This window comes from Amycolatopsis sp. NPDC051102, assembly GCF_040682815.1.
Lineage (GTDB): Bacteria > Actinomycetota > Actinomycetes > Mycobacteriales > Pseudonocardiaceae > Amycolatopsis.
In genome coordinates this window covers 1-15,764 of the sequence record NZ_JBFBBT010000007.1, presented here as the reverse complement: position 1 = coordinate 15,764, position 15,764 = coordinate 1, and the positions used below count along the sequence as shown (strand labels likewise).

Sequence of the window (15,764 nt, the reverse complement as noted above, 5' to 3'; positions counted from 1 at the left end):
GGCCCTCACCTGCGAGAACTCAGTAAGTCATGGCCATCGCCGGGTCGGCCAGCAGCGCGCCGACGTCGGCCAGGAACTCCGAACCCTGCTGGCCGTCGACCACGCGGTGGTCGAAGCTCAGTGACAGCTGGAGCACCTTGCGGACCTTGATCTCGCCGTCGACCACCCACGGCTGGTCCTTGATCGCGCCGAGGCACAGGATCGCGGACTCGCCCGGGTTGATGATCGGCGTTCCGGTGTCGACGCCGAACACGCCCACGTTGGTGATCGTGATCGTGCCGTTCGCCATGTCCGCCGGGGACGTCTTGCCCTCGCGGGCGACGTCGGTGAGCGTCGTCAGCGCGTTCGCCAGCTCCTTCAGCGACATCGAGTCGGCGTCGCGGACCTTGGGCACGATCAGGCCGCGCGGGGTGGCCGCGGCGATCCCGAGGTGCACGTAGTCCTTGTAGACGATCTCCTGCGCCGCTTCGTCCCACACCGCGTTGACGTCCGGAGTGCGCTTCGCCGCCAGGCACACGGCCTTCGCCGCGAACGTCAACGGCGTGACCTTCACCCCGGCGAACTCCCGCGACTTCTTGAGCTTCTCGCGGAACTCCATCATCGGCGTGACATCGATGGTCAGGAACTCCGTGACGTGCGGAGCGGTGTACGCGCTCTGCACCATCGCCGCCGCGGTCATCTTGCGGACGCCCTTGATCGGCACGCGCCGCTCGCGGGAGCCGCTCTCGACAACGGAGGACACGACTGGAGTCCCGTTTGCGGCGCGCTCGACATCTTCACGCGTGATGACGCCGCCATCCGCGGTTCCGGCGAGCGTGTGCAGATCGACGCCGAGGTCCTTCGCCAGCTTCCGGACCGGCGGCTTCGCCAGCGGGACGTACCCGCCGCGAGGCGCCACCGGGGCAGGCGCTACCGGGGCAGGCGCCGGCGGGGCGGGGACCGCGGCGACCGGAGTGGGTTCGGCACCCTTGCGGGCGCGCCGCTGCGTGATCACCGTCTTCGAGCCGTACCCGACCAGCGGCTTCATCTCCTCTTCCGCCTCGGCGGGAGCAGGTGCCGCAGCAGCAGGAGCCGAAGCGCCACCGGGGTCGACGTCGATGGTGAGGATCGGCGTGCCGACCTCCACCGTCTGGCCCGGCTCGACGTGCAGCTCCGTGACGACCCCGGCCCACGGGATCGGCAGCTCGACGGCGGCCTTCGCGGTCTCGATCTCGACGACGATCTGGTTGACCGTCACGGTGTCGCCCGGCTTCACGTGCCAGGACAGGATGTCGGCTTCGGTCAGCCCCTCCGCCGTGTCGGCCAGGGGAAACTGTTTGTACGTGGGCATTGCGCGGAAATCCCCCTTACCAGGCGAGTGAGCGGTCGACGGCGTGCAGCACCCGGTCCAGGTCGGGGAGGTAGTGCTCCTCGAGCTTGGCCGGGGGGTACGGCGTGTCGAACCCGGTCACCCGGAGGACGGGCGCTTCCAGCGAGTAGAAGCACTCCTGCTGGACGCGCGCGGCGATCTCCGAGGTCAGCGACGACTCCGACGGCGCCTCCGACAGCGCGATCAGCCGTCCGGTCTTGCGCACCGACTCGAACACCGGGCCGAGGTCCAGCGGCGAGAGCGTGCGCAGGTCGATGACCTCGAGGGACTTGCCTTCGTCCTCGGCCGCGGCGGCCGCGTCGAGGGCGACCTTCACCGACGGGCCGTACGCGACGACCGTCGCCGTGGTGCCCTCGCGGACGACCTGCGACGAGAAGCACGAGACCGGTGTCCCGGCCACGTCGATCTCCGCGCGCAGCGCACCCGAGTGGTACAGCCGCTTCGGCTCGAAGAACAGCACCGGGTCGTCGGACTTGATCGCCTGCTGGATGCCCCAGTAGGCGTCGACGGCGTTCGAGATCGACACGACCTTGAGGCCGGGGATGTGCGCGAACAGCGACTCCGGCGACTCCGAGTGGTGCTCGACCGCGCCGATCCCGCCGCCGAACGGCACCCGGATCACCACCGGCATCTTGATCTTGCCCTGCGTCCGGTAGTGCAGCTTCGCCAGCTGCGAGGAGATCTGGTCGAAGCCGGGGAAGATGAAGCCCTCGAACTGGATCTCGCACACCGGCCGGAAGCCGCGCACGGCCAGGCCGACCGCGGTGCCGATGATGCCGGACTCCGCCAGCGGCGTGTCCAGCACGCGCTGCTCGCCGAAGTCCTTCTGCAGGCCGTCGGTGATCCGGAAGACGCCGCCGAGCTTGCCGACGTCCTCGCCCATGATCAGGACCTTGGGGTCCTCTTCCATCGCGCGGCGGAGGCCGAGGTTGAGGGCCTTGCCGATGGTGAGTTTCTGGAGGTCGGACATCAGTGCTCACCCGCCGATACGAAGCCGTCGAGGTAGGACAGGAACTCTTCGCGCTGCGCGTCCAGCACCGGGTTGCCCTCGGCGTAGACGTTGCTGAAGATCCGCTCCGGCGGGGGTTCCGGCATGTTGAACGTGTACTCGCGCAGGTCGGCGGCGAAGGCGTCGGCCTCGGCCTGGATCTGGTCGAAGAACTCGTGGTCGGCGTAGCCGTTGCGGGCCAGGAACGCCCGGACGCGCTCGATCGGGTCCTTGAGCTTCCACTCCTCCAGCTCGTCGGAGAGCCGGTAGCGGGTGGGGTCGTCGGTCGTCGTGTGCGCGTCCATCCGGTAGGTGAACGCCTCGATCAGCACCGGGCCGTTGCCGTGCCGGCACTCGTCGAGCGCCCAGCGCGACACCGCCAGGCAGGCCAGGACGTCGTTGCCGTCGACGCGGATGCCGGGGAAGCCGTAGCCGCGGGCGCGCTGGTACAGCGGCAGGCGCGACTGGCGCTCGGTCGGCTCGGAGATCGCCCACTGGTTGTTCTGGCAGAAGAAGACGAGCGGCGCGTCGTAGACGGCGGCCCAGACGAATCCTTCGTGGACGTCACCCTGCGAAGTGGCGCCGTCGCCGAAGTAGCAGATGGTCGCTTCGCCGTCGTCGTCGCCGACCTTGCCTTCGAACTTCTGGCCCATCGCGTAGCCGGCGGCGTTGAGCACCTGGTTGCCGATCACGATGGTGTACGGGTGGAAGCCCGTGCCCTGGTAGTCCCAGCCGCTGTGGTCGGTGCAGCGGAAGATGCCCAGCAGGTCCTTCATGTCGACCCCGCGCGCGTACGCGACGCCGTGCTCGCGGTAGCTGGGGAACGCCATGTCGTTCGCCTTGAGGGCGCGGCCGGAGCCGATCTGCGCGGCCTCCTGGCCGAGCAGCGGGACCCAGATGCCGAGCTGGCCCTGGCGCTGCATGGCGTTCGCCTCGCGGTCGGCCCGCCGGACCAGCACCATGTCGCGGTAGAGGCCGCGGAGTGCTTCGGCGTCGACGTCCTCGACGTACTTGTCGAACTGGGGCGACGGAACCCGTTCGCCTTCGGGGGTGAGCAGCTGAGTCAGCTCAGCGCCACCTTCACTCGTCGCTCGCAACCCGGCGATCACCTGTTCCGGCGACGGCTGGGCCGCTACCGCGGCCGGCCCGTCGCCGGGCTCCGGGTGCGTCCACTGTTCGGACGGCATGCGCAGTACTCCTCGGTGTCGGTGCCTCTGGCGGCCGCTTGTGGCGACCACAGCGACTGCACCGGCGGGGACCAGCGCGTCGGGTCCGAAGCGCTCAGTCACCGTCGGCGTTGACGGTTCTCGCGGACATCCTGGCACGAAGGTCGCCGTCTTGGTGAGACGCGGTTGCTGATTTGTTGCTGAGAAACCGGTCCTGAACAGGGAAAACGCTAGGAAGCCCGAGCGTCGGAACTACGAGAGTTGGCAGTCAGCCGGGACGCTCACCAGGCTCGTGAGTGGCAAGGCGGGTTAGAACCCGCCTTACCACTCACGAGGCGTGAGGTGAGGTTGTGATGTGCGGCACGCCAACGCCTCCGTGGCACGATGGCCGTGTGGAGCAAAAATCCGTGCGTGAATCCGTCGTCTCGTCGTGGACCAGCGACGTCATCCCGAGCCTCTCCGGGCTGGTGGCGATCCCCGCCCTGTCCCCGGCCTTCGACGCCGGGTGGGCGAAGAGCGGCCACCTCGCCGCCGCCGTCGAGCACGTCCGCGAGTGGATCGCCGGGCGTGACCTGCCCGGCGCCACCCTCGAGGTCGTCCAGCTCGAAGACCGGAGCCCGCTGTTGCTCGTCGACGTCCCGGCGACCCCGGGCGCGGCGGACAAGGGCACCGTCCTGATGTACGGCCACCTCGACAAGCAGCCCCCGGTGGGCGGCTGGTCGGAGGGCCTCGACCCGTGGACCCCGGTGATCCGCGACGGCCGGCTGTACGGCCGCGGGTCCGTCGACGACGGCTACTCCGGCTACGCGGCGACGACGGCGATCGAAGCCGTGCACGCGGCCGGCGGCGAGCACGCCCGCATCGTGCTGCTGCTGGAGACCGGCGAGGAGTCCGGCAGCCCCGACCTGCCCGCCTACGTCGAGCACCTGGCCGACCGGATCGGCGAGGTGTCCCTGGTCATCTGCCTCGACGCCGGCGGCAGCGACTACGAGCGGTTGTGGCTGGTCACGAGCCTGCGCGGGATGCTGCACCTCGACGTCACCGTGCAGCTGCTGGGCGCGGCGCAGCACTCCGGCATCGCGTCCGGCGTCGTCGCGAGCTCGTTCCGGATCCTGCGGCACCTGATCGAACGCCTCGAGGACAGCGCCACCGGTGAGCTGCTGCTGGACGAGCTCAAGGTCGACGTCCCGGCGAACCGGCTGTCGGAGCTCAAGGCCGTCTCGCAGGACTTCCCGGAGGCGCTGGCGAAGGCGTTCCCGCTGGTCGAAGGCGGGCGCGTGATCACAGAAGACGCGCTGGAGCTGATGCTCAACAACGCGTGGCGCCCGACGCTGTCGGTGATCGGTGCCGACGGCTTCCCGAAGCCCGCCGACGCCGGCAACGTCCTGCGCGAGAGCACGACGTTGACGCTGAGCTTCCGCCTCCCGCCGACGGCCGACGCCGAGAAGGCGCTCGAAGCCGTGAAGCGCGCCCTGACCACCGACGTCCCGTACGGCGCGAAGGTCACCTTCGGCGACAACCCGCAGGCGGAGAACGGCTGGAACGCGCCGGCCGAGTCGCCGTGGCTGACGGCGGCCCTGCGCACGGTCAGCGACGAGGTCTTCGGCCACCCCCACCGGGCGACCGGCATGGGCGGCTCGATCCCGTTCATGGGGCTGCTTTCCCGGAAGTACCCGGAGGCGCAGTTCCTGGTCACCGGTGCGTGCGGGGCCGACTCGAACATCCACGTGCCGGACGAGTGGCTGCACCTGGACTACGCGCAGCAGGTCACCGAGGCCGTCGCGCACATCCTGGACGCCCACGCGCGCGGCTAACCACAGGCCTCGCGCAAGGTCGCGGCGGCCGTCTCCAGGTAGGCCGGGAACTCCTGCCTCCCGCCTTCGTCGATCCAGCGGTCGAAGGCGGCACCGAAGACGATCGCCGCGACCTGCGCCGCCGGTTTGGCCAGCTCGGGACGGACGCCCCGCCGTTCGAGGGCGTCTTGGATCGCGCTGGTGATCGCTGCTGCCTTGCTCCGCTCGCGTTCGCGCAGCTCGGGCGTGGCCGCGATGATCGCGCGGCGCTCGGGCGACGGGTCGACGAGCTGCGTGACCCGCGTACCGACCTCGGCGAGCGCCCCGAGAGCCGTGCGAAGCGGCGACTCCGCCTCTTCGGCGGTGAGGACGGCTTCGGCGACTGCGGGCGGCAGCTGTTCCGCGCCGGCGAAGAGCACTTCGCGCTTGTCGGGGAAGTAGCGGAAGTACGAGCGGCGCGTGATCCCGGCGCGCTCGGCGATCTGCGTGATCGTCACGGCGTCGTAGCCGTGCTCGGCGTACAGCTCCAGCGCGGCTTTCCGCAGCCGGTCCGCGGTCCCGGGATCCCATCTGGCCACGCCTCAGCCTAGCTGACGTCTCAGTGTGTCATCACCTGCTAGCCTCAGTGATGACACACTGAGACGTCACTGAGGAGCCGTCATGGAGATCTGGGTGCTAGGCGCTTTGGGCCGTACCGGCCGGGCCATCACCGCCGAACTCGAGCGCCGGGACGTGCCGGTCGTGCTGGTGGGGCGCAACCGGGAAGGCCTGGCGGCGACCGGCGCGACGTACGTCGTCGCCGACGGCGTCGACGCCATGGCCGCCGAAATCCGGCGGCAGCGACCGGCGGTCGTGATCAACACGATCGGCGAGTACGCCACCACGGCGGCGACGATCGCCCGGGCCTGCCTGCCCGGCGGCCACTACGTCGACATGGCCGCGGACCCGGTCGCGGTCCGGCGGCTGCTGGACCTGCACGAAGAGGCCCTGGCCGGCGGCAGCACGTTCGTGACCGGCGCCGGGTTCGGTGTCCTGGCCACCGAGGCCGTCGTCGCAAAGCTGTGTGAGGGGCGTGACACGCCGAGCAACGTGGAGGTCGACGCGCTGGCCTCCGTGGCGTCCGACGGCGGGACAGTGGGGGTCGCGCTGGCCGCCAGCATCGTCGACGCCCTGACCGCGGTCACGGTCAGAGGCGCGAAGCCGCGCACCCTCGTCCTGCCGGACGGCGAGTCGGCGAAGGTGGCGGGCGTCGACTCGGGCGAGCTGATCGCTGCCCAGCGCGCGAGCGGCACGCCGGACGTCACGGTCTTCTCCGGACTCGCCCCGACGGCCCCGGTGATCCGGGCCCTCGTCCCGCTGCTCGGACGGGTGGCGTCGATCCCGGCCGTGCGCCGCTTCGCCGTCCGGCGCCTCGCGGCCATCCGGACGAAGCCGGCACCCCGCCCCCGCACGCACACGTGGGGCCACGCGGTCGTCACCTGGCCCGGCGGAACCACCCGCGAGGGCTGGCTCCGCGCGGACGAAGCCATGGACTTCACGGCGGCGGTCGTGGCCGAGGTCGCCGCCCGCCTGGCCCGCGGCGAAGGCAAACCCGGCGCGCACACGCCGGTGTCCGCCCTCGGCGCGGAGGTGGCCGAAGCGGCGGGCGGGACCTTCCTGCTCTAGGCGAGCCGGGTCAGCTGCACCGAGACGTCCAAAGTGGACTGGCCGCCGCCGGTGAAGATGCCCTTCAACGGCGCCACGTCCGCGTAGTCCCGGCCCATCGCCACCCACACGTGCCGCGGCCCGACCGGGATCGCGTTCGTCGGGTCGTACGCCCACCAGCCGCCGGTCCAGACGTCGACCCAGGCGTGCGACTCGCCTTCGACGACCTCGCCGAGCTTCGCGTCCGGTTTCGTGTGCAGGTACCCCGACACGTACCGCGCCGGGACGCCGATCGCGCGCAGCATCACCAGCGTCACGTGCGCGAAGTCCTGGCAGACGCCTTCGCGCGCCTGCCAGGCATCGGTCGCCGTCGAGTGGACGCCCGTGGTGCCCGGCTGGTACTTGAGCTGCTTGTTCACCCACTCGCACACCGCCAGCACCGCGTCCGCCGGGTCGAGGCCGGTGCGCAGCGAACGCGCCTCGCGCGCCAGCGTCGCGTCGTGCGGGGTGTAGTCGGTCGGGGTCAGGTACTCCGTGCGGTGGTCGATCACCGTTTCGCCGCGGAGGTCCTTCCACGACGCCGTGCGGATGGGTTCCGCCTCGTCCGCCGTCTCGACCACCGACGTCGCCAGCACGGCGAATTCCGTGTGCGGTGCGTGGAGGTCGAACGACGTCACCACCGTGCCCCAGTAGTCGGTGTACCGGTAGGCGCGGGTGGCCGGGGTCGTCTCGATGCGCGTCGCCACCGTCGTCTGGCGGCGGTCCGAGCGCGGGGTCAGCCGGGCCTCGTTGTACGACTGCGTCGCCGGTGTCGCGTACCGGTAGCCCGTCCGGTGCGCGACCCGCAGCTGCCACGTCACAGGGAAACCTCCGCGCCGCTCCACGCCACCCACGGCGACGTGCTGAAGTACTGCATCGAGACCGCTTCGCCGATCTCCTTGATGGACGTCTGCAACGCCCCGAGCCGCCGCGGCAGGTCGGTGAGCAGCTCCGACGGGCGCAGGAACTCGAGCTCGCTGCGGGCCCGGCCGAGCTCGCGCAAGGCCTCGGACTTCTCGTTGCTGCGCGCGCCGCCGCCCGGGTCGAGCCGCTGCAGGCACTCCTCGGCCTGCCGCAGCGCGTGGAACACCGAGCGCGGGAACAGCGTGTCACGCAACAGGAACTGCACGACCCGGCCGGCGTCCAGCGCGCCCCGGTACGTCCGCAGGTAGGTGTCCTGCGCGCCGGCCGAGCGCAGCACCGTGATCCAGCCCGGGGACGACGCGCGGTCCGCGACCCGCGAGAGCAGCAGCCGCACGACCATGTCGGCGCGTTCGATCGAGCGGCCGAGCACCATGAACAGCCAGCCGTCGTCGCGGCTCATCGTCGAATCCGCGAGCCCGGCGAACATCGCCGCGCGCTCCTCCACGAACGACAGGAACGCGTGCGGCCCGGCGCGGCGGGCGTAGCGCTGCCGGTCGGGCACCGCGTTCCAGGTCGCGTTCAGGCATTCCCACAGTTCGGTCGAGACGACTTCGCGGGCACCGCGCGTGTTCTCGCGCGCCGAGTTGATCGAGCCGACGATCGACGCCGGGTTGTCCTTCCCGTACGCCACCAGCTCGGTCAGCTTCCACACGTCCAGGGACTCCGTGCCCGCCGGGTCGATGCCCAGGACGGCCAGGAGCTGCCGGCTCGCGTGGTCCGGGTCGACGGTCGCGTCCTCCAGCAGCTGGTGGACCGAGACGTTGAGGATGCGGGAGGTGTCGTCGGCGCGTTCGACGTACCGGCCGATCCAGTACAGCGACTCCGCGTTGCGGGCGAGCATGCGAACCTCCCTAGCTCTGCTGCTGCTGCTGTTGCTGCTGCTGGGACATCGACAGCTCGGGCCCCTGCTCGGCGGCTAGACCATCCACAGTGGATATCGCGCCGAGTGCGGGTTGCTCCAGCTCGCGTTCGGCCGTCGACGCCCGGGACGCCAGCACCCAGGTGTCCTTCGAACCGCCGCCCTGCGACGAGTTGACGACCAGGCTGCCCTCCGGCAACGCCACCCGCGTCAGCCCGCCGGGCAGCACGAAGATGTCCTTGCCGTCGTTGACGGCGAACGGCCGCAGGTCGACGTGCCGCGGCGCCAGCCGGTCCTCCACCTTGGCGGGCACGGTCGAGAGCTGGACCACCGGCTGCGCGATCCAGCCGCGCCGGTTCGCGCGCACCTTGCGCCGCAGCGTCGCCAGTTCCGCCGGCGTCGCCTCGGGTCCGAACACGATCCCGTAGCCGCCGGAGCCTTCGACCGGCTTCACGACCAGCTCGTCGAGGTGCGCCATGACGTGGTCGAACTCGTCCGGCAGCCAGCACCGGAAGGTGTCCACATTGGGCAGCAGCGGCTTCTCGTTCAGGTAGTACTTCACCATCTCCGGCACGTAGGTGTAGACGAGCTTGTCGTCGCCGACGCCGTTGCCGACGGCGTTCGCGACGACGACGTTGCCCGCGCGCGCCGCGTTCAGCACCCCCGCGATGCCGAGCACGGAGTCCGGCCGGTAGTGCACGGGATCGAGGAACTCGTCGTCGATCCGCCGGTAGATGACGTCGACCTGGCGTTCGCCCTCGGTGGTCCGCAGGTAGACGACGTTGTCGCGGCAGAACATGTCGCGGCCCTCGACCAGCTCGACGCCCATCAGCCGGGCCAGCAGCGAGTGTTCGAAATACGCCGAGTTGTGGACGCCGGGGGTGAGCACGACGACCGTCGGGTCGGCGACGTTCGCCGCGGACGCCGCGCGCAGCGCCCGGAGCAGGTGCGACGCGTAGTCGCCGACCGGTCGCACGCGGTGCTGGGCGAACAGGTCCGGGAAGACCCGGGCCATCGTCCGCCGGTTCTCCATCACGTACGACACCCCGGACGGGTTGCGGAGGTTGTCCTCCAGCACGCGGAACGTGCCCTCCTCGTCACGCACGAGGTCCACCCCGGACACGTGGATGCGCACGCCGTTCGGCGGGTTGATGCCGAACGCCTCCCGCTGGAAGTGCTCGCACGAGGTGATCAGCCGCCGCGGCAGCACGCCTTCGCGCAGGATCAGGCGGTCGCCGTAGATGTCGGCGAGGAACGCCTCCAGGGCGCGGACGCGCTGGGCGACACCGCGCTCGAGCTTCGCCCACTCGGCGGCCTGGATCACCCGCGGCACCAGGTCCAGCGGGAACGGCCGTTCCTGCCCGGACAGCGAGAACGTGATGCCCTGGTCGACCATCGCCCGGTCCAGCGCGAGCGACCGCGAGTTCAGGTCGTGCGCGTCGAGCGCCGCGATCGACTCGTACAGCGCCCGGTACGGGCCGCGGACCGTGCCGTCCGCGGCGAACATCTCGTCGTAGGCGCCCGCGTGCGGCCGATCCGGCGAGAGGTACCCGTCGAACCGGGCCCCCGGCCGGGTGATCCGGCTGGTCGTCGCCTTCCTCGCGCGTCGACCGGAGGGGGGCAGCCGGGGCGGGGTGGCGTTCATGAGCGACATCCTGACCCACGTGCCCCTTCGTGCGCGACACTCCGGGAGCGATGGGCGCAGTGCGAAACTTCGCCGTAACTCGACGGTGCTGTGCTTTGGTATGGATGAGTGGCAATATGCGTGCTCTCACGAACTGAGAACTACGAGGAGTGACGACGTGGCCCGAGGAACCCAGCTCAAGGCGATCGCCCTGCTGCCTGCGTTCGCCCTGGTCGGCTTGACCGTGGCGTGCGGAGCGGGAGGGAGCGGCGCGGGCAACGTCGGCTCCAGCACCTCCGCGGCCGCCCCGGGCACCGGTTCCGGCGACGCGGGCACGGTCGCGAAGGACGACGCGCTGGCCGCCATGGTGCCCGCCGACGTGAAGTCCGACGGCAAGATCGTGGTCGGCCAGGACCAGAGCTACCCGCCGAACGAGTTCGTCGACAACGGCAAGCCGGCCGGCTTCGACGTCGACCTCGGCACCGCCATCGGCCAGGTGCTCGGCGTGCAGATGGACTTCCAGAACGCCGCCTTCGACGGCATCATCCCCGGCATCGGCGCCAAGAAGTACGAGCTCGCGATGTCGTCGTTCAGCATCAACGCCGACCGGCTGCAGTCGGTCGACATGATCTCCTACTACAGCGCGGGTACCTCGCTGGCCGTGCTGAAGGGCAACCCCGACGGCCTGAAGGCCGACGACCTGTGCGGCAAGAAGGTCGCCGTCCAGAAGGGCACCACGCAGGTCGAGGACCTCGACAAGAAGAACGCCGCCTGCACCGGCGCGGGCAAGCCCGCCATCGAGGTCACGCAGCTGCAGGCCCAGACCGACGTCAACCTGGCCCTCACCGCCAAGCGCGTGCAGGGCGAGCTGGCCGACTCCCCGGTCATCGACTACGCGGTCAAGCAGACCAACGGCCAGCTCGAGTCGGTCGGCGCGCCCTACGACACGGCGCCGTACGGCATCGTGCTGCCGAAGAACAGCGGTGACTTCGGCAAGGCCGTCCAGGGTGCGATCCAGAAGCTGATCGACAGCGGCGCGTACAAGAAGATCCTGGACAAGTGGGGTCTGAACGCGGCCGGCGCGGTCACCAAGTCGGAGATCAACCCGGCTTCCTGAGATAGGACGTAGTTCGTGAGTTCCTCCGAAGCGCCTCCGACCGAGGCGCCGACCGACGCGGAGGCCATCAAGGCCGTCCCGGTGCGCCACTACGGGCGCTGGGTGGCCGGGGTGGTCATCCTCTTCCTCGCGTTCATCGTGGTCCGCAGCGTGATCACGAACAACGCCCTGCAGTGGCCGGTCGTCGGGGACTACCTCTTCGACGCCCGGGTGCTGCGCGGCCTGCAGAACACCCTGATCCTGACCGTGATCGCGATGCTGATCGGCATCGTCGGCGGAATCCTGCTGGCCGTGATGCGGCTGTCGCCCAACCCGCTGACCTCGGGGGCGGCGGCCATCTACATCTGGCTGTTCCGCGGCACCCCGCTGATCACACAGCTGGTGATCTGGAACTTCCTGGCGCTGGCCTACCCGCGCCTCGGCCTGGGCATCCCGTTCGGGCCGGAGTTCGTCAGCTGGGACACCAACCAGCTGATCACGCAGTTCACCGCGTCGCTGCTGGGCCTCGGCCTGAACGAAGCCGCTTATATGGCGGAGATCGTCCGTGGTGGCATCCAGTCCGTCGACTCCGGCCAGCTGGAAGCGGCGAGCGCGCTCGGCATGAGCCGGACGAAGACCCTGCGGCGGATCATCCTGCCGCAGGCGATGCGGGTGATCATCCCGCCGACCGGCAACGAGACCATCTCCATGCTGAAGACGACGTCGCTGGTCGTGGCCATCGGGTACTACGAGCTGATGGTCGCCGTGCAGACCATCTACGCGCAGAACTACAAGACGGTTCCGCTGCTCATCACGGCCGCGGCCTGGTACCTGTTCATGACGTCGGTGCTGACGCTGGTCCAGATCCAGATCGAGAAGCGGTTCGCGCGCGGCACTTCGCGGGACGTGGTCCAGCGGCAGGGCTGGGCGTCGCGGATGTTCAGCCGGGGTGGAGGGAACGTCACATGACCCCCGTGGTGTCCGCGCAGCGGATCTACAAGAGCTTCGGCAGCGTCCACGTCCTCAAGGGCATCAACCTCGAGGTGCAGGAGCGGGAGGTGCTCTGCCTGATCGGGCCGTCCGGCTCGGGCAAGTCGACGCTGCTGCGCTGCATCAACCACCTCGAGAAGATCGACGCCGGCCGGCTCTACGTCGACGGCGTGCTGGTCGGCTACCAGCAGCGCGGCGACAAGCTGCACGAGCTGCGGGAGAAGGAGGTCGCGTTCCAGCGCAAGGACATCGGCATGGTGTTCCAGCGCTTCAACCTCTTCCCGCACATGACGGCGCTCGAGAACGTCATGGAGGCGCCGATCCAGGTCCGGCGCGAGCCGAAGGCCCAGGTCCGGCAGCGGGCACACGAGCTGCTGGAGCGCGTCGGCCTCGCCGACAAGGCGAAGAACTACCCGGCGCAGCTGTCCGGCGGGCAGCAGCAGCGCGTCGCGATCGCGCGGGCGCTGGCGATGCAGCCGAAGCTGATGCTGTTCGACGAGCCGACGTCGGCGCTGGACCCGGAGCTCGTCGGCGACGTCCTCGGCGTGATGAAGCAGCTCGCGAAGGACGGCATGACCATGGTCGTCGTCACGCACGAGATGCAGTTCGCGCGCGAGGTGGCGGACAAGGTGCTCTTCATGGACGGCGGCGTCGTCGTCGAAGAAGGGCCGCCCGAACGGGTGATCGGAAGCCCGCGCGAGGAGCGGACCAAGGAGTTCCTCGCCCGGGTGCTCAACCCCAACGCCTGAGGGATCCTGCGGCGGAAACGGTGTTCCAGCACCGTTTCCGCCGTTTTTTCGCTACTTTGGTGGCGGGGTGAGGGAGGGGTCATGTCGACGGAAAGCGCGTTGCCGCCGCTGGACCCCTTCGCGGGCATCCCGGACCGCCGGTACGAGGTCAAGGCCGCTGACCTGCTGAAACCCGGCAACGCGGGCCTGATGCGCTGGCGTCGGCAGGCCACGAACGCCCCGATCGTCTACGTCGAGGACGCCTACATCACCGGGACGCTGGATCTGCGGGCCGCGGACCTGAAGTACCTGTTCCGGTTCGAGCGGTGCCGGTTCGAGCAGCCGCCGGACGTGCGCGAGGCGAACCTGCTCGGGCTGGTGTTCCGCAAGTGCTGGCTGCCGGGGCTCAAGGCCCGCAACATGCGCAGCCGCAACGACGTCCGGCTGATCCGCAGCGTCGTGCAGGTCGACGGGGACGTCCGCGAGATCGAGGAGACGACCGTCCAGCGCGGCGACGACCGCGAGCGCGGCATGCCGAACGCCGCGGTCAACCTGACCGACGCGGTCATCGAGGGGTCGATGGTGCTGACCCGCACGGTGATCTCGCACCCGCACGGCAAGGCGATCCAGGCCGATCGGCTCGTGCTGACCGGCGCGCTGCTGGCCTACCGGATGGTCGCGAACGGCGAAGTCCGCCTCCCCGGCGTCCGGACCGGCGGTAACGTCAACTTTTCGGGCGCCACGCTGAACAACCCGGACGGCTTCGCGCTCAACGGCAACGGCCTGCACATCGGCGGCAGCCTGCTGTGCGAGGTCGACAACTACGGGCCGGCCAGCCAGCGCAAGCGGTTCTCCGCGACCGGGATCATGTACCTGCCGAGCGCGACGGTGGACAGCGACATCTCGCTGCGCGAGGCCAAGCTGACGGTGTCCCAGCACGGCCCGATCGCCGTCGACGCGTGGAAGTCCAACGACCCGTACCTCGACCCGCGGCCGGCCCTGGTCGCGGACCGCATGCGCGTCGACGGCAACGTCGAGCTGTCCGACGGCCTGCAGGCCCTGGGCACGCTGCGCATGGTCAACGCCCGCATCGGCGGCTCGCTGCGGCTGGCCGGCGCCGAAATCCGCGTCGAGCGCGGCAAGACGGTCCCGTACTACGACCGCGCGCTGCACCTGGACGGCACCGAGATCGGCGGCGACATCGAGGCGACGAGCCTGCGTGTCCCGGCGGGCCAGCTGCGCCTGGCCGACGTCACGGTGGGCGGCAACTTCCTGGCGTGGAACTCGATGTTCCGCCACCCGGGTCGCGACGTGTTCTCGGCCCGCCGGTCGAAGATCGCGGGCAACTTCCAGCTCACGGACGCCACGATCCACGGAACGCTGCGCCTGCAGGGCGTGGACGTCGGCGGCAGCATCAACCTGGCGGGCACCCGCCTGACGGACCCGGGCCGCCGCCAGACCAGCAGTTATTCCCTCGACGTCCGCACGGGCCGGGTCGGCCGCGACCTGACGCTACGCGACAACAACGGCCGCCCGTTCGTGGCGGAAGGCGGCGTCAACCTGGACGGCGCCCAGGTCGCCCGCCGCGTGGACCTCCGCGGCTCCCAGCTGGGCTCCCTGCCCCCGTTCAACGTGGCCCTGGACGCGGGCGACGTGGCCTCGGACGAGTTCATCCTGACCCCGAGCGCGCCACCGACGGGCCGCGTGGTGCTGCGCCGCGCCCACTGCGGAACGTTGAGCGACAACGACCAGTTCTGGGACGCCTCCGAGGGCATCGAGCTGGAGGACTTCCGCTACGACGCGTTGAAGAAAGGAATCCCCCTCGACGACGACAAGGCCCTGGACGCCCGCATCGAGATGCTCCGCAAAGCCATGCGCGGCTACCGCCCGGGCCCGTACGACCAGCTGGCCCACATGTTGCGCGCGGCGGGAAACGAAGAGCACGCGTCAACGGTGGCGTTGCGCAAGCAGCAGTTCAGGTACGAAGCACTGGCCCGCGGCTTCAAGTTCTTCGGCCCGGGAGTCCGGCTGTGGAGCTGGCTCCAGCGATCGATGGTGGGCTACGGCTACCGCCCGGTCCGAGCCCTCGGCTGGCTCCTGACACTGCTGGTACTGGGCAGCCTGTGGTTCGGCTTGGGTTCGGACGACTGTATATATGACAAATCCGGCCGCGTCGTCGCCAACGGCGAGCGCTGCGTGGTGAACCAGCAGGACACCGGCCTGCAATGGAACCCGGTGATCTACACGGCGGACCTGCTGGTCCCGATCGTCGACTTCGGCAACAAGTCGCGGTGGTACATGCACGGAACGGATAATTGGGTAGCGGCCGGGTTCACTGCGTCGGGCTGGATCTTGGCGACGACCGTGGCGGCGGGTGTGAGCAGGATGCTGCGCCGGGAGAACTGAGCGGGCACCGGCCGCAAGCTTTGTCCGGAGACGAACCGGCGGACGGCAGCGCGAGATGACCAACGACGTCACCAGACCTCCCCCGCCCCTCATCCCAGCCGCTTTTCAGTCGACGGTCGGGTTTGTCAAGGCACGCTT

13 protein-coding genes are annotated in these 15,764 nt (G+C 70.0%); 6 read left to right on the top strand and 7 right to left on the bottom strand.

Translation table 11 applies throughout. From position 1 onward, the window contains the following. Positions 1-19: 19 nt before the first annotated feature. Genes AB0M93_RS20915 through pdhA form a run of 3 tightly spaced genes read right to left on the bottom strand, consistent with a single transcriptional unit; the run spans position 20 to position 3,544 of the window. A complete protein-coding gene (locus AB0M93_RS20915) occupies positions 20-1,330 on the bottom strand; it encodes a dihydrolipoamide acetyltransferase family protein (RefSeq protein WP_364275834.1) in 1,311 nt (436 codons plus the stop codon). A 16-nt stretch (positions 1,331-1,346) separates the two neighbouring features. Beyond that, on the bottom strand, positions 1,347-2,339 hold the full coding sequence (locus AB0M93_RS20910) for an alpha-ketoacid dehydrogenase subunit beta (protein WP_364275833.1): 993 nt from the start codon (positions 2,337-2,339) through the stop codon (positions 1,347-1,349). Further along, positions 2,339-3,544 carry a pyruvate dehydrogenase (acetyl-transferring) E1 component subunit alpha gene (gene pdhA / locus AB0M93_RS20905; protein ID WP_364275831.1) on the bottom strand — a complete coding sequence of 402 codons (1,206 nt, stop codon included), beginning with the start codon at positions 3,542-3,544 and terminating at the stop codon, positions 2,339-2,341. Before pdhA ends, AB0M93_RS20910 begins: the two co-directional genes overlap by 1 nt. Before the next feature lie 371 nt (positions 3,545-3,915). On the opposite strand from pdhA, the gene AB0M93_RS20900 reads away from it, so the two are divergent. After that, positions 3,916-5,337, top strand: coding sequence for a M20/M25/M40 family metallo-hydrolase (locus tag AB0M93_RS20900; RefSeq protein ID WP_364275829.1), 1,422 nt, complete (start codon positions 3,916-3,918; stop codon positions 5,335-5,337). On the opposite strand, the gene AB0M93_RS20895 is transcribed toward AB0M93_RS20900, so the two are convergent. Further along, positions 5,334-5,894: a helix-turn-helix domain-containing protein gene (locus AB0M93_RS20895; RefSeq protein WP_364275827.1), complete on the bottom strand. Its 561-nt coding sequence runs from the start codon at positions 5,892-5,894 to the stop codon at positions 5,334-5,336. The genes AB0M93_RS20900 and AB0M93_RS20895 overlap by 4 nt on opposite strands. Before the next feature lie 82 nt (positions 5,895-5,976). On the opposite strand from AB0M93_RS20895, the gene AB0M93_RS20890 reads away from it, so the two are divergent. After that, positions 5,977-6,981, top strand: a complete 1,005-nt coding sequence (locus AB0M93_RS20890) for a hypothetical protein (protein WP_364275825.1) — start codon at positions 5,977-5,979, stop codon at positions 6,979-6,981. Here the strand turns inward: AB0M93_RS20890 and AB0M93_RS20885 are convergent. The 3 genes from AB0M93_RS20885 to AB0M93_RS20875 are packed head-to-tail and all read right to left on the bottom strand — an operon-like array spanning position 6,978 to position 10,436. Next, positions 6,978-7,820 carry a transglutaminase family protein gene (locus AB0M93_RS20885; RefSeq protein ID WP_364275823.1) on the bottom strand — a complete coding sequence of 281 codons (843 nt, stop codon included), beginning with the start codon at positions 7,818-7,820 and terminating at the stop codon, positions 6,978-6,980. The two genes, AB0M93_RS20890 and AB0M93_RS20885, sit on opposite strands and share 4 nt — an antisense overlap. Next, positions 7,817-8,764 carry an alpha-E domain-containing protein gene (locus AB0M93_RS20880; RefSeq protein WP_364275822.1) on the bottom strand — a complete coding sequence of 316 codons (948 nt, stop codon included), beginning with the start codon at positions 8,762-8,764 and terminating at the stop codon, positions 7,817-7,819. Before AB0M93_RS20880 ends, AB0M93_RS20885 begins: the two co-directional genes overlap by 4 nt. A gap of 10 nt (positions 8,765-8,774) precedes the next feature. Further along, a complete protein-coding gene (locus AB0M93_RS20875; protein ID WP_364275820.1) occupies positions 8,775-10,436 on the bottom strand; it encodes a circularly permuted type 2 ATP-grasp protein in 1,662 nt (553 codons plus the stop codon). 148 nt (positions 10,437-10,584) lie between these two features. On the opposite strand from AB0M93_RS20875, the gene AB0M93_RS20870 reads away from it, so the two are divergent. The 4 genes from AB0M93_RS20870 to AB0M93_RS20855 all read left to right on the top strand — a co-directional run bounded on the left by AB0M93_RS20870 (position 10,585) and on the right by AB0M93_RS20855 (position 15,626). Then, positions 10,585-11,523: an ABC transporter substrate-binding protein gene (locus tag AB0M93_RS20870; protein WP_364275818.1), complete on the top strand. Its 939-nt coding sequence runs from the start codon at positions 10,585-10,587 to the stop codon at positions 11,521-11,523. A 15-nt stretch (positions 11,524-11,538) separates the two neighbouring features. Further along, positions 11,539-12,471, top strand: a complete 933-nt coding sequence (locus AB0M93_RS20865) for an amino acid ABC transporter permease (protein WP_364275817.1) — start codon at positions 11,539-11,541, stop codon at positions 12,469-12,471. After that, positions 12,468-13,241 carry an amino acid ABC transporter ATP-binding protein gene (locus tag AB0M93_RS20860; protein WP_364275815.1) on the top strand — a complete coding sequence of 258 codons (774 nt, stop codon included), beginning with the start codon at positions 12,468-12,470 and terminating at the stop codon, positions 13,239-13,241. Before AB0M93_RS20865 ends, AB0M93_RS20860 begins: the two co-directional genes overlap by 4 nt. 81 nt (positions 13,242-13,322) lie before the next feature. After that, a complete protein-coding gene (locus tag AB0M93_RS20855) occupies positions 13,323-15,626 on the top strand; it encodes an oxidoreductase (protein ID WP_364275813.1) in 2,304 nt (767 codons plus the stop codon). Positions 15,627-15,764: the final 138 nt, after the last annotated feature.

Bases quoted from the DNA above. Each gene is read 5' to 3' on its own strand.
- AB0M93_RS20915 (WP_364275834.1), bottom strand. From the start codon at position 1,330: ATGCCCACGTACAAACAGTTTCCCCTGGCCGACACGGCGGAGGGGCTG.
- AB0M93_RS20910 (WP_364275833.1), bottom strand. From the start codon at position 2,339: ATGTCCGACCTCCAGAAACTCACCATCGGCAAGGCCCTCAACCTCGGC.
- pdhA (WP_364275831.1), bottom strand. From the start codon at position 3,544: ATGCCGTCCGAACAGTGGACGCACCCGGAGCCCGGCGACGGGCCGGCC.
- AB0M93_RS20890 (WP_364275825.1), top strand. From the start codon at position 5,977: ATGGAGATCTGGGTGCTAGGCGCTTTGGGCCGTACCGGCCGGGCCATC.
- AB0M93_RS20880 (WP_364275822.1), bottom strand. From the start codon at position 8,764: ATGCTCGCCCGCAACGCGGAGTCGCTGTACTGGATCGGCCGGTACGTC.
- AB0M93_RS20875 (WP_364275820.1), bottom strand. From the start codon at position 10,436: ATGTCGCTCATGAACGCCACCCCGCCCCGGCTGCCCCCCTCCGGTCGA.
- AB0M93_RS20860 (WP_364275815.1), top strand. From the start codon at position 12,468: ATGACCCCCGTGGTGTCCGCGCAGCGGATCTACAAGAGCTTCGGCAGC.
- AB0M93_RS20855 (WP_364275813.1), top strand. From the start codon at position 13,323: ATGTCGACGGAAAGCGCGTTGCCGCCGCTGGACCCCTTCGCGGGCATC.